Below are 19,603 nucleotides of genomic sequence, written 5' to 3' on the forward strand. Positions count from 1 at the left end.
ATTCTTATAGATATAAACTTTGTCGTAACTTTGCTTTTCATGACCTGTTTTTGATAAAATGTTATCAAACGCTAATTATTTAAGACATATATTCTAAACAACAAGCTTAATGAACAAAATTGTAGCTAAAGAGTATTTCTCTGAAAATGTAGTTAAATTCGAGGTAGAAGCTCCTCTTATCGCTAAGAGCCGTAAAGCCGGACACTTTGTTATCATCAGAGTGGGTGACAAAGGAGAGCGCATCCCCCTCACTATTGCCGCCTCAAATACAGAGAAAGGAACAATCACCATTGTAATTCAGGCTGTAGGAGAATCTTCGAAAAAGATCTGTGCACTGAACGAAGGTGATTACATAACCGATGTTGTAGGTCCTTTGGGACAAGCCACGCACATAGAAAACTATGGAACAGTAATATGTGCCGGAGGAGGTGTTGGTATTGCACCTATGCTGCCCATAATAGAAGCAATGAAAAAAGCCGGGAATAAAGTGATATCAGTCCTTGCAGCGCGAAGTAAAGATTTAGTTATACTGGAAAAACAGGTTGCTGAATATTCAGATGAAGTTATTGTTATGACAGACGATGGCTCTTATGGGAACAAAGGTCTTGTCACTAATGGCGTTGAAATGGTTATAAATCGCGAAAAAGTTGATCTATGTGTAACCATAGGACCTGCCATTATGATGAAATTCGTTTCATTACTCACACAGAAATACAATGTGCCTACAATGGCCTCTCTCAATACAATAATGGTAGATGGTACAGGTATGTGCGGTGCATGTCGTATAACTGTTGGAGGAAAGACCAAATTTGTATGTGTAGATGGACCTGAATTTAATGCTCACGAAGTAGATTTCGATGAAATGCTCATGAGGCTAAGAGCCTACAACTAATACTATATTCACTACTAACTACTATCACCGGAAAATTATGACAGAACAAGAATATATTCAATCCAGAAGGAATGAACCGTGGAGAGACGAACTTCGTAGAAGTATGAAAGCAAAAGAACGTGGTGACAGAGCCCGCGTTCACATGCCAGAATTAGATCCTGAATATAGAAGCCACTCATTAAAAGAAGAAGTAAACCTAGGATTATCAGAAGAGCAGGCTGTATTTGAAGCTGCCCGCTGCCTCGATTGTGCCAATCCAACTTGTATGGAAGGATGCCCTGTAGGTATCCATATTCCTACATTCATAAAAAACATAGAGAGAGGCGAATTTCTTGAAGCGGCAAAAGTTCTGAAAGAAACTAGTGCTCTCCCTGCTGTCTGCGGACGTGTTTGTCCTCAGGAAAAGCAATGTGAGGCAAAATGTATATATATACAGAAAATGAAAAAAGAACCTGTTGCGATAGGCTATCTGGAAAGATTTGCTGCCGATTATGAGCAAAAAAGCGGAAAGATGTCTTTACCGGAATTAGCTCCGGCCAATGGGATAAAAATAGCAGTAGTAGGCTCTGGGCCTGCAGGCTTGTCATTTGCCGGAGATATGGCGAAGAAAGGCTATGATATAACTGTATTTGAGGCCCTTCACGAAATAGGAGGAGTACTAAAATATGGCATCCCCGAATTCCGTTTACCAAACAGTGTTGTAGAAGTAGAAATAGAGGTACTTCGTAAGATGGGAGTTAAGTTCATAAACAACTGCATTGTCGGAAAAACTATCACTCGTGAAGATTTACTGGAAGATGGCTATAAGGGTATTTTCGTAGCCAGTGGAGCAGGACTACCAAACTTTATGAATATACCGGGAGAAAACCTTATTGGGGTCATGTCTTCAAACGAATTTTTGACACGTGTAAACCTAATGGATGCATCGAACCCGGAGAGTGACACACCGGTACAGAAAGGCAAGAAAGTTGCAATTATAGGAGCTGGCAATACTGCGATGGACGCTGTGCGCACAGCAAGACGCTTAGGTGCAGAACGAGCAATGGTTGTTTATCGTCGTTCGGAAGAAGAAATGCCTGCACGCCTTGAAGAAGTGAAGCATGCCAAAGAAGAAGGTATTGAATTCCATACATTACACAATCCGATACGCTACGAAGGAGATGAGAAAGGGCATGTGCAACGAATGCTTTTACAAAAGATGGAACTTGGAGAACCGGATGCTTCCGGACGCCGAAGCCCCAGACCTATCGAAGGAGCTACTGAATGGATTGATGTAGATGAGGTAATTGTTAGTGTCGGGGTATCTCCAAATCCACTTATACCTTCCACCTTCAAAGGCTTGGAAATGTCGAAATGGGGTACTATAATTGTAAATCAAGAAACAATGCAATCTGCTTTGCCGGAAGTATATGCCGGAGGCGATATCGTTAGAGGCGGCGCAACCGTTATCTTGGCGATGGGCGATGGGCGCAAGGCCGCCGCTGCTATGGACAAAGCATTTAACAGTTAAAACGACTTAGTATAAAATAAAACAGGCTGATCTGCAATGTGCGATCAGCCTGTTTTTATTTTGGCAACAGAATTTTAATATCTGTAATGTTCCGGTTTGAAAGGCCCTTCTACAGGCACTCCCAGATAATCAGCTTGTTCTTGGCTCAGTTTTGATAGTTTTACACCTATTTGCTCAAGATGTAAACGAGCAACTTCCTCATCAAGATGCTTAGGTAAACGGTATACATTTACTTCGTAATCGTTCAGCCATAATTCTATTTGCGCTAATGTCTGATTAGTAAAAGAGTTACTCATTACGAAAGACGGGTGTCCTGTTGCACAACCTAAGTTCACCAAACGCCCCTCAGCAAGAAGGAATATAGAATGTCCATCAGGGAAAGTATATTTATCTACCTGTGGTTTTATATTGACATGTTTAATGCTTGGATAGTTCACAAGTTTTTCTACCTGTATTTCGTTATCGAAATGCCCTATATTACATACAATAGCCTGATCTTTCATGCGAGCGATATGTTCTATTGTGATTATATCTTTATTGCCTGTAGTAGTTACATAGATATTGCCTTCTTTTACGGCCTCTTCCATTGTTGTTACCTCGAACCCTTCCATTGCCGCCTGAAGAGCACAAATAGGATCTATCTCAGTAACTATAACACGAGCACCATATGAGCGCATAGAGTGAGCACAACCTTTACCCACATCTCCGTATCCGGCTATTACGGCCACCTTGCCTGCTATCATCACGTCTGTTGCACGCTTGATACCATCAGCAAGAGATTCACGACAACCATACAAATTGTCAAACTTCGATTTTGTAACAGAGTCATTGACATTGATGGCAGGAATCAAAAGTTCGCCTCGTTCCATCATCTGATACAAACGATGTACTCCGGTAGTTGTTTCTTCCGAAACTCCTTTCCAGTCGGCTACAGTGCGATGCCAACGATTACTATCTTCTTTGAGTATACGCGACAGGGTATCTATTACGACTTGTTCTTCGTGGTTAGAACCTTTGCGATTGAGGAATTCAGGTTTTTCTTCGGCTTTATATCCCCAGTGAATAAGAAGAGTAGCATCCCCTCCATCGTCTACAATAAGATTGGGCCCTTTACCGCCGGGAAAACTCAAAGCTTGTTCGGTACACCACCAATATTCTTCAAGAGTTTCACCCTTCCATGCAAATACAGGTATTCCGGCAGCAGCTATAGCAGCGGCGGCATGATCTTGAGTAGAGAATATATTGCAACTACACCAACGTATGTCAGCACCTAATTCTTTAAGGGTTTCTATCAACACAGCTGTTTGTACAGTCATGTGCAACGATCCCATGATACGGGCTCCTTTCAGAGGTTTCGACTCTCCATATTTTTTGCGAAGAGCCATTAGCCCCGGCATTTCGTGTTCGCCAATTTCTATTTCTTTTCTGCCAAAATCGGCTAGTGTAATATCTGCTACCAAATATGGCAGGTTGGGAATTAATTCTTTTGACATTTTAATGCTTTTAAATATATTTCTCTCCGTATTTTAGCTTTACGTCTGTAACGAACTGCTTAATTCGTTGTTCTTCTTCTTTCTTGCAAATCAACAAAACATTATCAGCCTCTGCAACGATATAGCCATCCATACCCTGTATAACAGCTAGTTTTCCAGCAGGAAGAGTTACGACATTCTCTGAGCTATCAAAAAATAATGTATTGGCAATCAATGCTGCATTTGCATTTTCATCTTTGTCTGATATTTCGTACAACGAACCCCATGTACCTAAATCGGACCAACCAAAGTCAGCTGCCTGTACATACACGTTTGTTGCCTTTTCCATTATACCATAATCGATAGATATATTAGGGCAAAATGGGAAATTCTCATCTATAAACTCTTTTTCTCTATCTGTACCAAAATAATCTAATCCTTGATCGAAATGATTTGTAATCTCTGGCAAATATTGATGAAATGCATCAAGAATTGTTTTATTATTCCAGATAAATATGCCTGAATTCCATAGAAACTCTCCACTTTCATAAAAGACTTTTGCGAGTTCTAAATTTGGCTTTTCTGTAAAAACCTTTACTTTGGTAACCCCATCCAGACTCTCCTCACTCATTTGAATATAACCATATCCAGTCTCCGGACGGCTTGGACGTATTCCTAAAGTCAATAGAGTATTATGCTTTTCTACGAATGACAAGGCATTTTGTATTATTGTCAAAAACTCCTCCTCTTTCAAAATCAAATGATCAGACGGAGCTACTACAATATTTGCATTCGGAGCAAAAGAATTGATATGATATGTTGCAAAGGCAATACATGGAGCGGTATTTCTACGCATTGGCTCAAGCAGGATCTGATTAGAATTCAGTTCAGGCAACTCATCCATAACCATTTGCGAATATTCTTTATTAGTAACAATATAAATATTCTCAACAGGGAGTATCTTCTTGAATCTATCAACGGTCATTTGCAATAGGGAACGCCCTGTGCCAAAGAAATCGAGGAACTGTTTTGGACGAGCCTCACGGCTAAAAGGCCAAAAGCGACTTCCTATGCCGCCGCTCATGATCACACAGAAATTATTCTTATTGTTCATGTTTTTTTAGAATTTATGCAAAGTTACATCTTACTAAAATACAAACAAAACAAAAGAACAACAATAGGTGTAAAAAATATGTAACTCTTTTATCAAAAAAGTTTCTCTAATAGCTTTGAAATATCAAAAATATGTGTACTTTTGCACCTCACAAGCCCAGATGGCGGAATTGGTAGACGCGCTGGTCTCAAACACCAGTGGATTCACTTCCATGCCGGTTCGATCCCGGCTCTGGGTACGATCTGAAAACGCTAAATCATTTTAAAATAACGATTTAGCGTTTTTGTTTTATTATCCATGTCCGCAATGTGTCCGTATTTTTAATAAAGAACTATATACTTACGTCCAAATACTCAAAGAAGATATATACAACATTGGCCTTGTGATAGGTATGCTTAGGAGATTATGAACCTAGGCAGCAACAAAATACCCCCCGCTTCTCATTGAAGTGGGGGTCGGTATTGATAAATTTTAATCTTTCAAATTATCCTATTCAGAAGCGTCTATCCATAAATCGGAGAATTCATTAAATGTAAAAAAATCTATTTTCGTTTTTTTACCAATAATTATCCGAGTAGCGTATATGTCATTAGGCGATATAGGTTTAGAACCTCTTTTTTCTTCTTTTCTAATAGCATCAATATCCCATGCCGATACTAGTGCTCTCATATATCGAGCAAAAAAATCATCAGCCTTAAATTCTAGTACCCCTCCATGATAATATGTATAATTCAATCTTTTACATTTATTCCATATACTCCCATAAGATATACCAGTTTCCATATCATACGTTTCTAATAAATAAACAGTATCCATCTTCTGATTAATAAAAGATAAACTATCTAGTTTATTTAATTCTTGTCGTGCAAAATCAAATCGATTGGCAACACCTAAAATATCATTTTTGTTTTTCTGTTGTTTGTAAATAACTTTAAGTGTTGGCTTATCTAATTGAGCATTGGCCTTTCCTGTTAAAAGAAAGAAAAATCCTATAAGTATAATTAATCTGTAAATCATATTAGTAACCTCTATATACAAATGGAACATTAACTATTGTATTTGTAACAACCGGAGAACCGTTTACTATTCGTGTTGCCGAATGAGTTTGTTGTTGGGTATAGAATAAACTGGCAGACGTTGTTGCATTTATAACTCGGGTAGAGTTAATACCATTGCCATTAGTATCATAGACATAATGAGTTCTTAATGAAATTCCATGTTCTGCTCTTATCTGATTTTCTATATGAGTCGTATATATCTCAGAATCATCTATTTTTATTCCGTTCACGGTAGGCATTGTTCCGGGAAATGTCGTGTTATTCCATGCTGCTTGTATATGTCCCATCTCATGCCCTAATCCAACAAATCCAGGGCGAGGTGAGTATGGATTTGCATTTGCATCATTCCATCGGATTTCATTAGAGTTAGTATAAGCTCCATTTCCATTTCCATTACTATTGCCAATCGTTACAGTATTTGTAGAATTAGCTAAATCATCTACAAGAGCTCTGCCTGCTCCTTTTTCTCTTAATTTGCCTAAAGCGGTTGTGAGAGAACCTGCAAAAGCATCATTTCCTGAATACAATGCACCATTAGCTCCAATGAATCCATAATCTCCATTTGCATCTGCTCCATAATAATAAGAATTTATTGTTTGAGCAGTAGCATCATAAATACTAATTCTAATCGTATCTCCATTTGGGTCTGTGTATTTCAACGGATTGTTGGCGCAATAAACGTACGGAGATATAGAGTAGTATTTCTCTGCTCGTGGATCGATAGTAGTAAACCTAAAATCATCCTTCCACCTCGCAGAGTAATCATACATATTCAGTCCGTTACGTGCATCCAATTCCTTGCCGTTGTACTTATACGGCTGGGTGTTTGCTGCTGTTGCGTCTGCAAACGATGTCCCGAAAGGGTAATACTGCGTACTCTGCACCACCGATGCCGCTGCATTGGTTACTATCCGGTTGTTACCCAGATGGTCTTGAATATAAAAATAGTAATTTCCTGCTTCATAATAGCCTCCGTCTACCAATATTCTTTTCAACGTGTTGTTTTCGTAGATAATGTTTCCTACATAATCCGTTGTCTGGCTTTGTGTCAGTGCTGCCATGTTGATGGTAGAGCCGATAACCGGAGTAGTCGAATAGTTCGGGTTCCATTTTTGAACGGCTTTCAACTTTTGTCCTGATGCCAAGTAAGTATATTCATTACGTCCTTCGGTGGTCTTGTTTTTGATATCCACCATCAGGGGCAGGTTCAGACTATTGTAGCTTATCGATGATATACCTTTATTTAAGTCCTGGGTCATAGCTCCGTTCCTATTGTATGTATACTCTGTGGCTGCATTGCTGTAATCCTTAAAGTCCATCGAGGTATTCAGGGCTATATCGGCTACAGCGTCATTGACGGTCTTCATCTGATTGCCTGTGTAGGTCATCGTCAGGTTGTCTATTACCCCGTAAGTGGCGGCGGCAGTCAGCCCGTAACGCTGCATAGTCATCATATTGCCATGCTTGTCGTAGCTATAGGCTGTATTAAAATTGCCATCGCCTGTATAGGTGGAGGCTTTCAGGCGGGAGAGGTCGTCATAGGTGAAGCTGTATTTCCGATTTTTGCCGGCCTGTCCCCACTGCATGGATGAAATATTGCCGCTATAGCTATAGGTTAATGCTTCATTGAAATGCGTATTGGTTATGTTGCTTGTCCATGAACGCACATTATAGGCATAAGTGGTATTCAGGTTTGTCTGATTATTTTTCTTGTTGGCCTTCAGCCTTCCCTGTTCGTCATAGCTGTTTTCAGCAAGAGTAACCTGATCTTTAACTGTTGTGCCATCTGTCAACTGGTGGGTAGTCTTGGTTAAGCGTCTGGCATGGTCATAGGTATAAGCATAGACCTCTGTCTGGGTATTCTTGCCCGTTGCCAGATGCACATATTTTCTCTGAGTCGGCTGTCCTGTGAAGTTGTAAGCGATGTACTCCTTTTCGATACCTCCGATCAGGTGGTTGTTGCTCTTGGTTTGGATAACTCTGCCTCGGTTATCGTAGTACATCACCGAATAAAGGTAGACAGGGTCAACCGACCCGTCAGATTTCATCTGGGCCGTTAGCGCTCCTGTCAGCAGACCTTTGTTCTTGTATTTGTTAGCTGCCTGATGATCGCCGTAGCAGACTCCGTAACCTGCCTCGGTAGTATATTGCGTGTCAGCGGTATTGGGTACTCCCGTAATACCTAAAAATTCATAACCATCGTAAAAATTAACAGATAACATCGTTGGCGTAGATAGAGTGACCCCTGTAACCGTATAGCTGTTTGACGGATTTGTACGGCCAGTATTATAGCTTGCCTTTACAACGATGTTTGCAAAGGGATTAGCCGAATAGTCAAGGTTGTTGGTGCAGGTGCCTGTCAATACAACACGCCCAAAGACATCGGGAATAGAGAATGTCCATTCCTTCGGGCTTTTATTATATTGCTCCCCGTCTTGGGTAAAGATCAGACGGTCGGCTTTGTCATAAACATAGTATATCCAATCACAACCGGGAAGTTTCTTGGCAATACAGCGGTTGCGGTTATCGTATTGGTAGATATAGGCCAAATTAACACGAACATAACTATCGGCATTTAGCTGTGCAGCATCTGTGTTGACCATATCAGAGGCTATAGGAGGCAATACCATTTTCAAGTTCCTTAAATTATCATATATATAATAAGTATCGTGACTAAGATTGTTATTTATTTGACGTGTAAGTACTACCTGACCCAATTTATCTTTAAATTCATAGGAAGTATTTCCGTCCTCGTCCTTTGCTTCTGTGACATAAAGTTCTCCTGGTGCATATTTTCCGCTTTTAGTTATAACTGTATTTATACCACAAGAACTGGTGTATTGGACACAAGATAAGACCTCTGTCGTACCACTGTTTGTAAGGTAGCTTGTCGTTACAGCCTTACTATTGTTCTGCCAATCCTGTCCGGGACCAAATTGTTTCAAGACGCGATTCAACGAAGAGGCCTCGTAGACTGGCATCGAATAAGGCTTCAGGTCTCCGCCATTGGAGGATTTGGCATAGCTTTTGGCTGTTTCTATTGAAACAAATGCTCCGTTAGAAGCAGTAGCCTTACCCGGTAACCAAGCATTGGATTCCCGGCCGAAAGCTTCATATTCCTGAATGCTTACCAAATCCAAAGTGTCGGGAGTGATACCCCGTTGAACGGACTGTACAGGACGGCCCAAACCATCGAAATACTGAATATTCATCAATATGTCATTATTATCTAAATAATTGCCTACAGTTCCATTGCTATAGTTTATCGAAGAAACTTCTTTCTGGGGAATTAATGTAAGAATATAATTCATCGTACTATTCTCCGTATTGGTATCACTTCCAATATATTGCCCTCCCCTAATTTTAATTTTAGCAATTTGTTCAGCACTCATTCCATATACCAAGTATTTATAAGTCGAATTAGGGTAACACGTATATTCGCACTCTTTATAATTAGGTTCTGTTGATCCACCTATATAATTAGGATCATCCGCACCTCTGACATAGGTGGCCGGAGTTCCGGACAGTGTACTTATAGACGCTCCCCCTAAATAACCAACTTTATCAATTCTAAAGAATACATTCGTTGTTGTTGCAAGCTTAAAAGTAAATTCTAATGACCCTGGACTACCCGTTATATATCTTAGCTCATAATCACTATAAATATCTTTTTCAACAGTACCTAAATCAATAATTTGAGGCGGATTTGTCAGTATAATCTGACTTTGCCCCCGAATTACTATACTAAGAAATAAGATCAATATGTATATATATTTTTTTTTCATAGAAGTATTATTTTGAATAGAAATAATCATACGCTTGTATTATCTTTTTTCCAGCATCGTCAATATAAGATTCTTTTAAGCGGTCAAATTTATCATAGCTATAATAAATGGTTTTTCCTGAAGAATCTGTAGCTGAGATTATACCCACCTGAGGTTTATATGTATAGGTTGTAATTAGAATATCTTTTAGCGTAGTTGTATTCTTGCGTAAAGAATTCACAACCAACATATCTGCATCTGATGGAACAGAAGAACTTGTGACACGGTCTATTAAACTTTGCCCTAAAACACTGACTACATCTGCATAAGTTGTATTCTTAATCTCAGCTATTGGATACTGTCCATTGTAAGACCACAGATAAACGACATTCATTCCCCCATACATACTTACTTGTATAGGATTTCCGTAGACATCATACTGATGGTATCTAATTCGAGCTTCAATGGCTCTATCTGCACCAGTATTTGTTTCAACAATAGATAATTGAGGTATATTGTTAAATAGTGCATATTCATTTATTGTCTGAAAAATCTGTCCATTTATGGTTTGCTTTATTTCTACAGGGACGTTGATACGGTTAGCCTCCGTCAATTTATTGACAATCGAATTAGAGCTTATATCAGGAGGATATTTGTAATCAATAGATCTGAGTTCTTTAGAATTTGATTTTAAAGTTTCTTTTATAAGCTGATCTTTTAAATTATAATCATAATTTGTAATAGTTTCAACAACACCATTTTCTTCATATAGCTTATGAATCTTTTCTTTTAGTTTGTATTGCATTGGTCTTATAGCTGGGTAAAGGTATGCCCAAGCTTCTGTGGAATGGGCATAACTATTGTAGGAATCAACATCTAAAACATTACGCAAAAAATCTAGATTATGATCGTTGATACAGGGTACCATACCATTGGAAATTAGCCTCCATGCATCTGGTTGATTTTTCCGAACACCCCATACAATATAAGGTCCCCCTCCTAATCCTAGATATTTGTATTCTATCACCTCCTGTTCTTGGTATCTATTGTTTTTTAAAAGCATTTTGGATTCTTTCAGCAAAGTCCCATTCTCAGAGTGTTTATAACCATCAAGACCAGAAGGATTTTCGTCTTTTGATTTTAGAGCTGAATCATAGCTAACGTACTTATTTATCCATGAATAGTTTATAACCTTATCTGGTATATTTATGTATTCATAAACTGTTCTGCCTATCTGAGACCCTAATTTATTATAGTCTATAATATGAACAGTAGAATAACCAACAGAGTAGCCACCACCTCTTAATCCATTAGTTCCTATTGTTTTATAATCTTTTCTATATCTGGGGTAAAACATCAACTTCCCTGATGTCTCTCCAAATGGGACACCGCTACTAGTTGGATTCCCTAAAACATACCAATATTCCTTTCCTGAAATATAGCGATTATCAACATCTAATAAATCTATTTTATTTATTCTTATCCCCCCACCTATTCCAACAGGATTCTTTTCGAGAAATTCATCTGGATATTCCAGGCTATTAACGTTTATATCTATTGATCTTAACTGCTTAAATAATGTGCCCTCCGCCATTATCACATAGGTTCCAGGGGATAATAATATATTGTCAAAATATTTAGAAACTTCTGTATCTTTTGTTATTGGAGGGTTGGGAAGAATAAGCGAATTGAAATTGTATTCCCAAAATTTTTCGGAACTATTCTGTGTTTTTTTAATACTCAATTTCAGACTTGGATCCCCAGAATACAAATTCTTATCCAGTAAAAATAGCACATTTAGATTACACATCCTTGCAGAAGTGCCTGAAACTGTAAAAGATTCAACCATTAAAGGTATATTATTCAGTCCTCGGTTTTGATTGCCTGAAAGTTCAGCAGTACTCAGTCTATACATGTAATCCTTTTTGTATGGGTCATTCTCAAAATTATTGTTTTTATATTGATTAGATTCATAGGTGAATTTTGTTTTCCCTCCTGTTGGATAAACTATTTCTTTTAGAATCAATGCCTGATTATAAGAGCTATTCGGCTCTCTATTAGCATCTCTACCTTGATGACGAACGTCTATTACACCGTCTTTCTGAGATACATCATGGAAATAACCAGGAACAAGAGTTTTATTCAACGCTCCATTATAATACCCCCAATGATCAATAGATGCAGATAGTTTTGTCGGTATATTAGTCTCATTGTAATACAAACTATAGACTTCAGGAGAAATATTCCCTGCACTATTAGTATGGGTTATCTTTTTTAATTTAAGTCTCTTCTTATTCCATGATTCAGTATAAAAAGTGTTATTCCAAGAGTCATTGTAATAGATACTATTTGTTATATGCCAATTCAACTTAGACAAAGTAGGGTAATCTATTTCAGTTTTATTTGCTACAAAATATTCATGGTCAAGTATCCACTCGGACTTATTAATATCTCTTTCATCATCTATGTAAATCGCGGATAATCTCGGTTCCGGTTGATAGTCCTCTCTATCATATTTATGATCGAATCTAATTTTACCTCCAGGATAACTGATGTTGTCGAGGAATACAACCTCGTAATAGGCGTATCCATAGGACATGATTTCGGAATCATCGGTTTTTTGAAAACGTCCTAAGTAAGATCTAGACTTTTTGTAGTTTAAATTAATAACAGAACCATTTACTGTTTCTATTTTTGATAAATAATAACAGCTATTATAATTCTCAGATTTAGGACGGTCTGTGTAGGTCGTCTTCTCTGTTACTTCAAAATGATATATTGTACCATCGGGCGTAATACATTTCCATGATTTTAGAATATCATATCCACTTTGGTCTTTAACTTTCTCTGGAATTATCAAAACGTTATCTTCTTTTTCTTTTATTATTTTACCAGAATGTGAAAAAATAAACTTACCAGAATAACTTCCAAAGTTATAGTTATAAACATCTGGAGCTAATTCAGTCCCACGATCACATGGAGAACCGAAATCATCCGAAATAATAGCACTATATAGAATATCCATAGACATGCCAGAAAGTGCATAGGAAATAGGAAGATCATTTTTGGGACCTGTGAACATAAAATTAGAAAGATATGTAGCTCCGGTTAAATCATTTAGTAAATTATCTCGTCCATCATTAAAATAAGCCCATTCATTAAAATCATGATGTTTTCCCATTACTGTAACAGAAATCATACCTCCAGCATTGAGCACCCAGCCTAAGCCAACTCTACTGGCTTCTTCTTCTACCTTAATTCCTGAAGCATTGTATGATAAAACTATAGGCAATGCTATATCTTTTAGTTGTATAGTATGGATAGGAATATTTATATTAGGAACACCAGTATAATTCGAAACTGGAATTTCTCCATACTTCAGAAAATTGCGAACATGTGGAGACGGAGGAATTATCTCTGGTGCTTTTATTTTATCTTCTTGAGAAAAACAATTGAATGTAGATAAGACTAAAAGAATTATGCTTGTGATTTTTTTCATCTTCTTTTACTTTTTAATAATTATTTCATTTACAAACAGATTGTTTGCAGTAATCCTCAGAATATAACTGTTTGGCCTGAGACTTGAGCAATCGATTGTTTCGGTGTATTGTCCTGCGGTCTTCTGTTGAGCCTTGACCTTCCGGATTGGTAAACCTTCAATTGAATATAGCTCGAAACTTACTTTGGCATCTTGTTTCAGGTCATATTCCAGACTCATCTGCGATTCTACCGGATTCGGATAAATCTTACAATTCATCAGACTTTCCAAAGTAACGGTCTTGGCTGTCGGATCGCTTGTCTGATTATCTTTTTCCGGCTCTTTCCATAATTCGTCCAATAAAGCTAGATTCTCCGGATCGGCATCCAAGTACAGGTGGTCCTGCGGAGGAAAGTAGAAAGCGGTAGCAAATATCCTTATACTGTCATTCAGGTTGGTACTGCTTACCGTCTCAAAGACAGGGTAACGGTAACCCTTGCTGTACCAGCGATAGGTTTCCAGTTGAATACCTTTGTCCTGTGATTGGATAGTCTGGTCGATATTCTCAGGGTTCTGTGTATAAGCCGACTTATCTAAAATAGTCTGTATGGTTTTTACTCTGAGTACGGGGCTTATGGTATCTCCCGAAGGAAAGATCATCTTGCCGTAGGCATCGGCAGAAGTAACCATCACTCCCTGTGATTGCATATCTACTGTTGCCGAATAGATGCCTTTGGACTTGTAATCCGAAACAACTGTTTGCCCGTAATTTAACGGATATTGCATCAGTAGCATCGCAGAGGTATATGCCAGCTTGATGGTCGGGTTCTCGTGCCCTAACTGCAAAAGGGAGTCGTTTGTTAGGCGATAGTAGTACATCGTGTTGTGTTCTGTACCTACTATAAGTTCATCATCCCGAATATCCTTCTTTAAGAAATACATGTCTCCCATGATATAGACAGAGTCATTCAGTAAAGGAGGAAGACTGTAAGTCAGGGTATATTCATCATTGATGGTCTTTACTTTGCTGAAGTCCCAGAGTTTGTTGACTCCTGAATCTCCTGCATCGATAAACTCGACCTGTTGCTTGATCAGTATATCGCCGGGGCGGAAATGGTTGTGAACACTGTTCAGCTGGCCGAAGACGGGAAATGTCATTCCCATCACCAGAAGTATGGTCAATATAGTTTTTTTCATTAGGCACAATATTTAGTTTATATTGATAATATTTCCTGTAAGGATAAAGCAACTTGTATTTATTGATTTTATAGTCTGTATAATAATAGATAATTGGCTTTAATCTTTGATTCCTTCGATATTCAGATTTATATTAAAAACTGCGATTTAATCAAATTACCTATTAGGCAGTAGGATTTTGCTAGATAAAAAGTGTTCTGATGTTTTGGTTTCCGAGTTAAAATTAACTTAATCTACCGAACTTATGTTAATAAAAAGTTATGTTATAGAGCATGTTTCCTTTTTGAGAAAACTGCTCTCTCAATTATTGGCATATTAATTCGGATAATAAAAAATAGTCCCCGTATATTTTTTATCGGGGACTATTCCGGTTTTCTATTCTCAGGTAAAGTTATTCTTTCAGTTTATCAATTTTCTGATTCAGATTTTTCATTTCTTCATCATTCAGGTTTTTCCGTTTGATAGCCTTTGACTGCTTCTGAACAGCATCTTCGTATTCCAGAACTTTAGCCTTGATGCTATCCTTGTTATTAGGAAAAGAGCCTTCGAGCCAGTCTATTTTATCGGTAGTTATCTCACCTTTCATTGACACATAGCGGTATTTCAGATCATTGTCTTTGAGCTTCTCGTTTTGCTCCCACTGCTTATAGAAGAGGGACAGGACAATAATCAGCAGCATAACCAAACCCGTAATAGCCAAAGCTCCCGGCGTTGACTTCGGATCAAGACTGATGATAAGCTCCGTCTTACGTTTCTCGTTCCTGAAACACGTTTTCAGACCTTCTATTGCGGATATGATTTTATCCTCGGAATGGCTGATTACTTCTTTTAATTCTGTTATGTCTACTTTATCCAAGCCATTCGCACTTGTGGGCTGTGTGTTTTTTTGTTCCGATGTTTTGGCATCAAGCTTTTTTAAGTACTGTTTGATCTCTTCAAACATGGCACTTACTGTCGATATATCACTCATTTTATTTCATTTTAAGTTAATACTCTTATCTTCTTATCCCCTTCTTTTTCCGCTGGCGTTTCTTTTCTTCATATTCTATCCTGTTACGGAAAGCTTCTTCTTCGGTATCATCTCCATGTAGCGGTATACATCCGCTTCCTGATTGTGACATGCTATCCAGAATATCTCCTACTGCTCCAAGAAGCCCTACGTCTGTACCGGCCTTTTGTTGTTGGGCTTGCTGGGTATCTTTACTTCTGTATTGTACATCGGCATGGCTTTGGATTATATTCTGGTTTAGCTGACAATCAATCTTTGAGTAGCTGAACATCCGGTCGATTTTAGATCCGGTGAAAGAATAACCGTTCTTGGTAAAGGTCACGCCCTGAATCTCATCGGTCTTGCCCTTATGCTTGAATTTAGTCTCAATCCCCTGCTTTTTCAACTCAGATAGCAACGTGCTCCAATCTTTGCACTTCGGTACAAGGTTATTCAGCACATGGTATATCTCATATTTGGTATTGTCAGGCTCTTTGAGCCTGTCCATTTTGACATTATCTTTCCCCGGAGAGAAATACAAGCTGTGTTTGCGGGTCAGTATCTTGCACATATCGGCACTCCTTAGCCTATCATTCCTGTCGGATATGGTTTTGCCCATATTGTCCACCCGGTTGAAGCATAGGTGTACGTGTGGATGCTCCTTGTCGAAATGACGAGCGAGAATATACTGGGTATCTTTTATCCCCATTCGCTGCATATACTCCCTGGCAATCCTGATGATTATTTCATTGCTAAGTTTATCTCTATCCTGAGCGGAGAAATTCAGGGAGACATGCCCGACGGTTACGGCCAGATCGGGATTCAGCTTTGCCTGTACGACAAAGCTTCTAATAATTGATTCTTTGCTCTTAAGCCTTACGCCCTGTGCATCCAGCAGAATCGTTTCCTTCTGCTTATCCAAGATATAATTGATACAGCCTTTAAAACCTTTGCCTTTTACAATTTTTGCCATCATGGAGCTATCATTTTTATAATATCATCTATCTGTGCGGCAAGATCAAGGTATTCTGTCCTGACCGATGTATAGCCTTGTATATTTGCCTGTCGGGCTATCTGGTTCAGGTTGTTTGCCATGCCTGAAAGCTGGCGGATATATCCGGTTTGTTCCACAGAAAGCCGTTCTTTTACATAACCTTTTTGGAGGCAGCTGCGGATAAAACTACTGATAGTTGTATTGGATTTCCTAACCTTGGCGATCAACGAATAATACTCTTCGGTCATAAGTTTGAGGTTGACACGGTAACTCTTTTTCTGCCCAAAAGCTTTCGGAGGGCGACCTCCTTTTTTTGTATTTGGATTATAATCTTTCATCATTTTCTATTCCTTTTTGTTTTAAATCATTATACCCCTCAGACCAGCGGGATGTTTACCTTTCTGCGACCAACGGAAGCGGAAAGCAAGTGGTTTCGGTATGACCGGAACATAAACTTGCTACGCTAAATTCCTGTAGTCGCATAGGGACATCTGCCACAGGTGTTTTTATCGTTTCATCCTCAGATTTGATTGTTTTCTCACGGGCTTTTGAACCTGTTTTACTGCGGACAAATAGTCATTCAGATCTTTATATTTAGCATAGTGTGTCGACTGATCCGAGACGGTATTCTCCCAGCAGTTTGCTTTTATCGCTTCGGTTGTTTTACGTCCGGCATCATCATTATCCAGATAGGTATATACCTGTTTATGAGATTTGATAAAATCTATTGCTTTGGATAGGTTATGCACCGAGTTTAGAATAACGGCATCCTGTTTGGGCCGATCCTGATTTTTCAGGGTCAAATAAGACAGGTAGTCAGTAAAACTTTCGAATACAAGACAAGCTTCTTTATTACCCATGTCGATACTGGTATGGGTTGTTATATCGGAGGAAGTACAGCCTTTGAAGTATTTATTGCGTAGTACATATCCTCCGGAGTCGTTCTGAAAGCCAATGGCGTAATATTCCTTTGAATCTACAGCATAATGTATTTCTTCACATTGCTTTTTGGCTATGTTTATATCTATCTGTCGCTCTTTCAGGTATTGTAGTAATAATGGGTGTGACAATGGTACAATGTTTTGTATAGCTATATTCGACTTTGTCGTATTATTCTCATTGACCTTTATATCAGGAATGGTATTCCGATGAAAAGAAAAAGGATTGGATTGTTTATCTCCGGTTTGATTTTCCAGCTTGGATATAGCTTCTCCGATAGAACAATTCTCTATCCGTGCTACCAGATCGATAATACTTCCTCCTTCGCCAAGCCCATGATCGAACCATACATTGCGAATGTAGTCTACACTAAAGCTGGCATTCTTATCCTCTCTGAGCGGAGAATGATACATACCTTTATATTCACTTTCTCTGGCGGGTTTTACTCCGATTCTATCCAAGTATTCTCTGATACTTATTTGTTTTATCTTATCAAATGACATAATTTTAGTTGTTTTGTCGTGCAATAACCTTATTGCACAGTTAATAAATGAGTTGTACGGTCAACAGGCTCCCAACACAGGTAACCGCAGTAGTTTATCTATTTTACTACAAGTTCATTTTTGTTGTGTGCTTGTTGTGGACTTGTTGCTTGATTGTTTTCATTGATTTATAGTTGATTATAAATCATAAAGAACATTACAACAGAACTTTGTCTACTAGGCTTTTTTCTATCACTAAAAATCTCCCTTTCTTTTTCATTGGGATAAGTTCTCCGTCTATGCCAATCCAATAGAAGGTATAGTCGCTGTTACGATCGGAACGAAGCCCCCAATTGTCTTTCAGTATATTCCGAATCTGGGTGACATCGGCTTTTAGCCCTGCATTGCGGATCACATCGAGAAAATCTTTAGGGCAACCCTGAAATGTGTTTAGCCCGGACAGTTCCATGACATCACTACAGTAGGAGGCCATTTCAATCTCTATCTTGCTGGAGTTATACTTCTTAATCTTATTTAGGGCAGGAGTTTCCAATAATATAGGGTTAAACCACATTCGGGATTCGTGTTGGGATGATAACTCACGATGAAGTAAAAAGTATAGAAAATAAGGTATCTCTTTAGCCATCAAATTTCTTAGAGAAGTAATGTCCTTCTTTACAGGCCTAACCTTACGAACCCAAAAGCGGACTTCTTCCTTCGGAATAATGATCGGATTCTTTTCGTTATTCGAACACAGTACAAACTTGGCAAAGAACTCGATCTCTCTCCGGTCTTTTCCTTTTGCCTCCACTTTGTAATCGCTTGCGGTAGACAGGTTCTTGATCTTTTCGGTATCTTCCATCTTATTTAATAAAAGCTCATCGACCAAAATCAACAGTCGGTTTGCCCAGTCTGCATTAAACTGGCTCTTAAAATCCTCGTTTGTATTAAATGTGGCATTTTTAGCGAATACCATTTTCAGGAAGCGTAAGAAAGTAGTCTTTCCTGTTTGTCTTTCATTGGAAACCAGTAAAAGAATAGGCAACATTTGAGTAGGGTGGGTATAAAGTAGTTGAATATAATCCAGCCCCAACTCTAGCTGCTCTTCAAAAATATGCTCTAGGAACATTCGGATATAAGGGAACTCGCCTTTAGCGATAGTGTGATTAATTGGCTCATATTGATTCAGGTATGTTCCATAGACCTGCTTGTAATCGGTATGGTTTGGGATAATACAAAAACCATCATATTTTTCAATATCGGGCAGATTGTTCTTTCCATAATCCTGACGAAGGACTTCATAGCTCCAGGGAATCTTCTCTTCAATATAGTCTCCACTGATAAGGGGACGATGCACCAGCTTATATAAGGTGGTGCCAACACGGAGGTATTTCTCTTTATTTGCCATGCTCCCCTCCTTTCCGGCCTGTACGTATTGCTTCTACATCTGCCCGCTTGTAACGTTTTCTACCACCAAAGGGAAAAGACCTGATATAGCCTGTCTTCTCCCAGTTCCATAGTGTAGAGGAGTCGATTTTGAGTATATTCAAGACCTCTTTACGGCTTAGAAATTCTTCGGTAGGGACATTACTCTTCGGATAGAGTTTTAAACCACCAAGTATTTCTTTAAACACTTCGCGTAAATCTTCCAGTTTAACTGTAACGCTGACATTCTCCCCGGAATTCAATAAATCACGGTAATTCATAATCGGAAA

Annotated in this window: 14 protein-coding genes and 1 tRNA gene; 3 read left to right on the forward strand and 12 right to left on the reverse strand. The window is 38.6% G+C overall.

What is annotated here, in order from left to right:
• Positions 1–109 precede the first annotated feature (109 nt).
• Together BGC7_RS12355 and gltA are read left to right on the forward strand one after the other, a co-directional pair.
• Positions 110–892, forward strand: a complete 783-nt coding sequence (locus tag BGC7_RS12355; RefSeq protein WP_050701914.1) for a sulfide/dihydroorotate dehydrogenase-like FAD/NAD-binding protein — start codon at positions 110–112, stop codon at positions 890–892.
• 37 nt (positions 893–929) lie between these two features.
• The gene (gene gltA / locus BGC7_RS12360) at positions 930–2,402 is read left to right on the forward strand and encodes an NADPH-dependent glutamate synthase (RefSeq protein WP_050701915.1); all 1,473 of its coding nucleotides are present in this window, start codon (positions 930–932) and stop codon (positions 2,400–2,402) included.
• Positions 2,403–2,476: 74 nt separating this feature from the next.
• On the opposite strand, the gene ahcY is transcribed toward gltA, so the two are convergent.
• Both ahcY and BGC7_RS12370 read right to left on the reverse strand, forming a co-directional pair.
• Positions 2,477–3,895, reverse strand: coding sequence for an adenosylhomocysteinase (gene ahcY, locus BGC7_RS12365; RefSeq protein WP_050701916.1), 1,419 nt, complete (start codon positions 3,893–3,895; stop codon positions 2,477–2,479).
• 10 nt (positions 3,896–3,905) lie between these two features.
• Entirely contained in the window at positions 3,906–4,988 is a 1,083-nt protein-coding gene (locus tag BGC7_RS12370; RefSeq protein WP_050701917.1) for a mannose-1-phosphate guanylyltransferase, read from the reverse strand.
• Positions 4,989–5,142: 154 nt separating this feature from the next.
• Here BGC7_RS12370 and BGC7_RS12375 point away from each other — a divergent pair.
• Positions 5,143–5,226 (forward strand) — tRNA-Leu (locus BGC7_RS12375).
• A gap of 251 nt (positions 5,227–5,477) precedes the next feature.
• Here BGC7_RS12375 and BGC7_RS12380 read toward each other — a convergent pair.
• The 10 genes from BGC7_RS12380 to BGC7_RS12425 all read right to left on the reverse strand — a co-directional run bounded on the left by BGC7_RS12380 (position 5,478) and on the right by BGC7_RS12425 (position 19,594).
• Positions 5,478–6,005: a hypothetical protein gene (locus BGC7_RS12380; protein WP_050701918.1), complete on the reverse strand. Its 528-nt coding sequence runs from the start codon at positions 6,003–6,005 to the stop codon at positions 5,478–5,480.
• A 1-nt stretch (position 6,006) separates the two neighbouring features.
• On the reverse strand, positions 6,007–9,831 hold the full coding sequence (locus tag BGC7_RS12385; RefSeq protein WP_157258717.1) for a DUF6443 domain-containing protein: 3,825 nt from the start codon (positions 9,829–9,831) through the stop codon (positions 6,007–6,009).
• A gap of 7 nt (positions 9,832–9,838) precedes the next feature.
• The gene (locus BGC7_RS12390) at positions 9,839–13,309 is read right to left on the reverse strand and encodes a hypothetical protein (protein ID WP_050701920.1); all 3,471 of its coding nucleotides are present in this window, start codon (positions 13,307–13,309) and stop codon (positions 9,839–9,841) included.
• Between the two features lie 6 nt (positions 13,310–13,315).
• Positions 13,316–14,485, reverse strand: a complete 1,170-nt coding sequence (locus tag BGC7_RS12395) for a T9SS type A sorting domain-containing protein (protein ID WP_050701921.1) — start codon at positions 14,483–14,485, stop codon at positions 13,316–13,318.
• Positions 14,486–14,876: 391 nt separating this feature from the next.
• Entirely contained in the window at positions 14,877–15,455 is a 579-nt protein-coding gene (locus BGC7_RS12400) for a hypothetical protein (protein WP_050701922.1), read from the reverse strand.
• A 25-nt stretch (positions 15,456–15,480) separates the two neighbouring features.
• Positions 15,481–16,449 (reverse strand): relaxase/mobilization nuclease domain-containing protein, encoded by a 969-nt coding sequence (locus BGC7_RS12405; RefSeq protein ID WP_050701923.1) that lies wholly within the window; start codon positions 16,447–16,449, stop codon positions 15,481–15,483.
• On the reverse strand, positions 16,446–16,808 hold the full coding sequence (gene mobC, locus BGC7_RS12410) for a plasmid mobilization protein (protein ID WP_242034355.1): 363 nt from the start codon (positions 16,806–16,808) through the stop codon (positions 16,446–16,448). The genes BGC7_RS12405 and mobC overlap by 4 nt, the downstream gene beginning before the upstream one ends.
• Positions 16,809–16,973: 165 nt before the next feature.
• The gene (locus BGC7_RS12415) at positions 16,974–17,909 is read right to left on the reverse strand and encodes a toprim domain-containing protein (protein WP_050701924.1); all 936 of its coding nucleotides are present in this window, start codon (positions 17,907–17,909) and stop codon (positions 16,974–16,976) included.
• A 196-nt stretch (positions 17,910–18,105) separates the two neighbouring features.
• On the reverse strand, positions 18,106–19,296 hold the full coding sequence (locus tag BGC7_RS12420) for a primase-helicase family protein (protein ID WP_050701925.1): 1,191 nt from the start codon (positions 19,294–19,296) through the stop codon (positions 18,106–18,108).
• Positions 19,286–19,594 (reverse strand): helix-turn-helix transcriptional regulator, encoded by a 309-nt coding sequence (locus tag BGC7_RS12425; protein ID WP_050701926.1) that lies wholly within the window; start codon positions 19,592–19,594, stop codon positions 19,286–19,288. Before BGC7_RS12425 ends, BGC7_RS12420 begins: the two co-directional genes overlap by 11 nt.
• Positions 19,595–19,603: the final 9 nt, after the last annotated feature.

It is taken from the genome of Dysgonomonas sp. BGC7, from assembly GCF_001261735.1.
Classification (GTDB): domain Bacteria; phylum Bacteroidota; class Bacteroidia; order Bacteroidales; family Dysgonomonadaceae; genus Dysgonomonas.

Bases quoted from the DNA above. Each gene is read 5' to 3' on its own strand.
- BGC7_RS12355 (WP_050701914.1), top strand. From the start codon at position 110: ATGAACAAAATTGTAGCTAAAGAGTATTTCTCTGAAAATGTAGTTAAA.
- gltA (WP_050701915.1), top strand. From the start codon at position 930: ATGACAGAACAAGAATATATTCAATCCAGAAGGAATGAACCGTGGAGA.
- ahcY (WP_050701916.1), bottom strand. From the start codon at position 3,895: ATGTCAAAAGAATTAATTCCCAACCTGCCATATTTGGTAGCAGATATT.
- BGC7_RS12370 (WP_050701917.1), bottom strand. From the start codon at position 4,988: ATGAACAATAAGAATAATTTCTGTGTGATCATGAGCGGCGGCATAGGA.
- BGC7_RS12380 (WP_050701918.1), bottom strand. From the start codon at position 6,005: ATGATTTACAGATTAATTATACTTATAGGATTTTTCTTTCTTTTAACA.
- BGC7_RS12385 (WP_157258717.1), bottom strand. From the start codon at position 9,831: ATGAAAAAAAAATATATATACATATTGATCTTATTTCTTAGTATAGTA.
- BGC7_RS12390 (WP_050701920.1), bottom strand. From the start codon at position 13,309: ATGAAAAAAATCACAAGCATAATTCTTTTAGTCTTATCTACATTCAAT.
- BGC7_RS12395 (WP_050701921.1), bottom strand. From the start codon at position 14,485: ATGAAAAAAACTATATTGACCATACTTCTGGTGATGGGAATGACATTT.
- BGC7_RS12400 (WP_050701922.1), bottom strand. From the start codon at position 15,455: ATGAGTGATATATCGACAGTAAGTGCCATGTTTGAAGAGATCAAACAG.
- BGC7_RS12405 (WP_050701923.1), bottom strand. From the start codon at position 16,449: ATGATGGCAAAAATTGTAAAAGGCAAAGGTTTTAAAGGCTGTATCAAT.
- mobC (WP_242034355.1), bottom strand. From the start codon at position 16,808: ATGATGAAAGATTATAATCCAAATACAAAAAAAGGAGGTCGCCCTCCG.
- BGC7_RS12415 (WP_050701924.1), bottom strand. From the start codon at position 17,909: ATGTCATTTGATAAGATAAAACAAATAAGTATCAGAGAATACTTGGAT.
- BGC7_RS12420 (WP_050701925.1), bottom strand. From the start codon at position 19,296: ATGGCAAATAAAGAGAAATACCTCCGTGTTGGCACCACCTTATATAAG.
- BGC7_RS12425 (WP_050701926.1), bottom strand. From the start codon at position 19,594: ATGAATTACCGTGATTTATTGAATTCCGGGGAGAATGTCAGCGTTACA.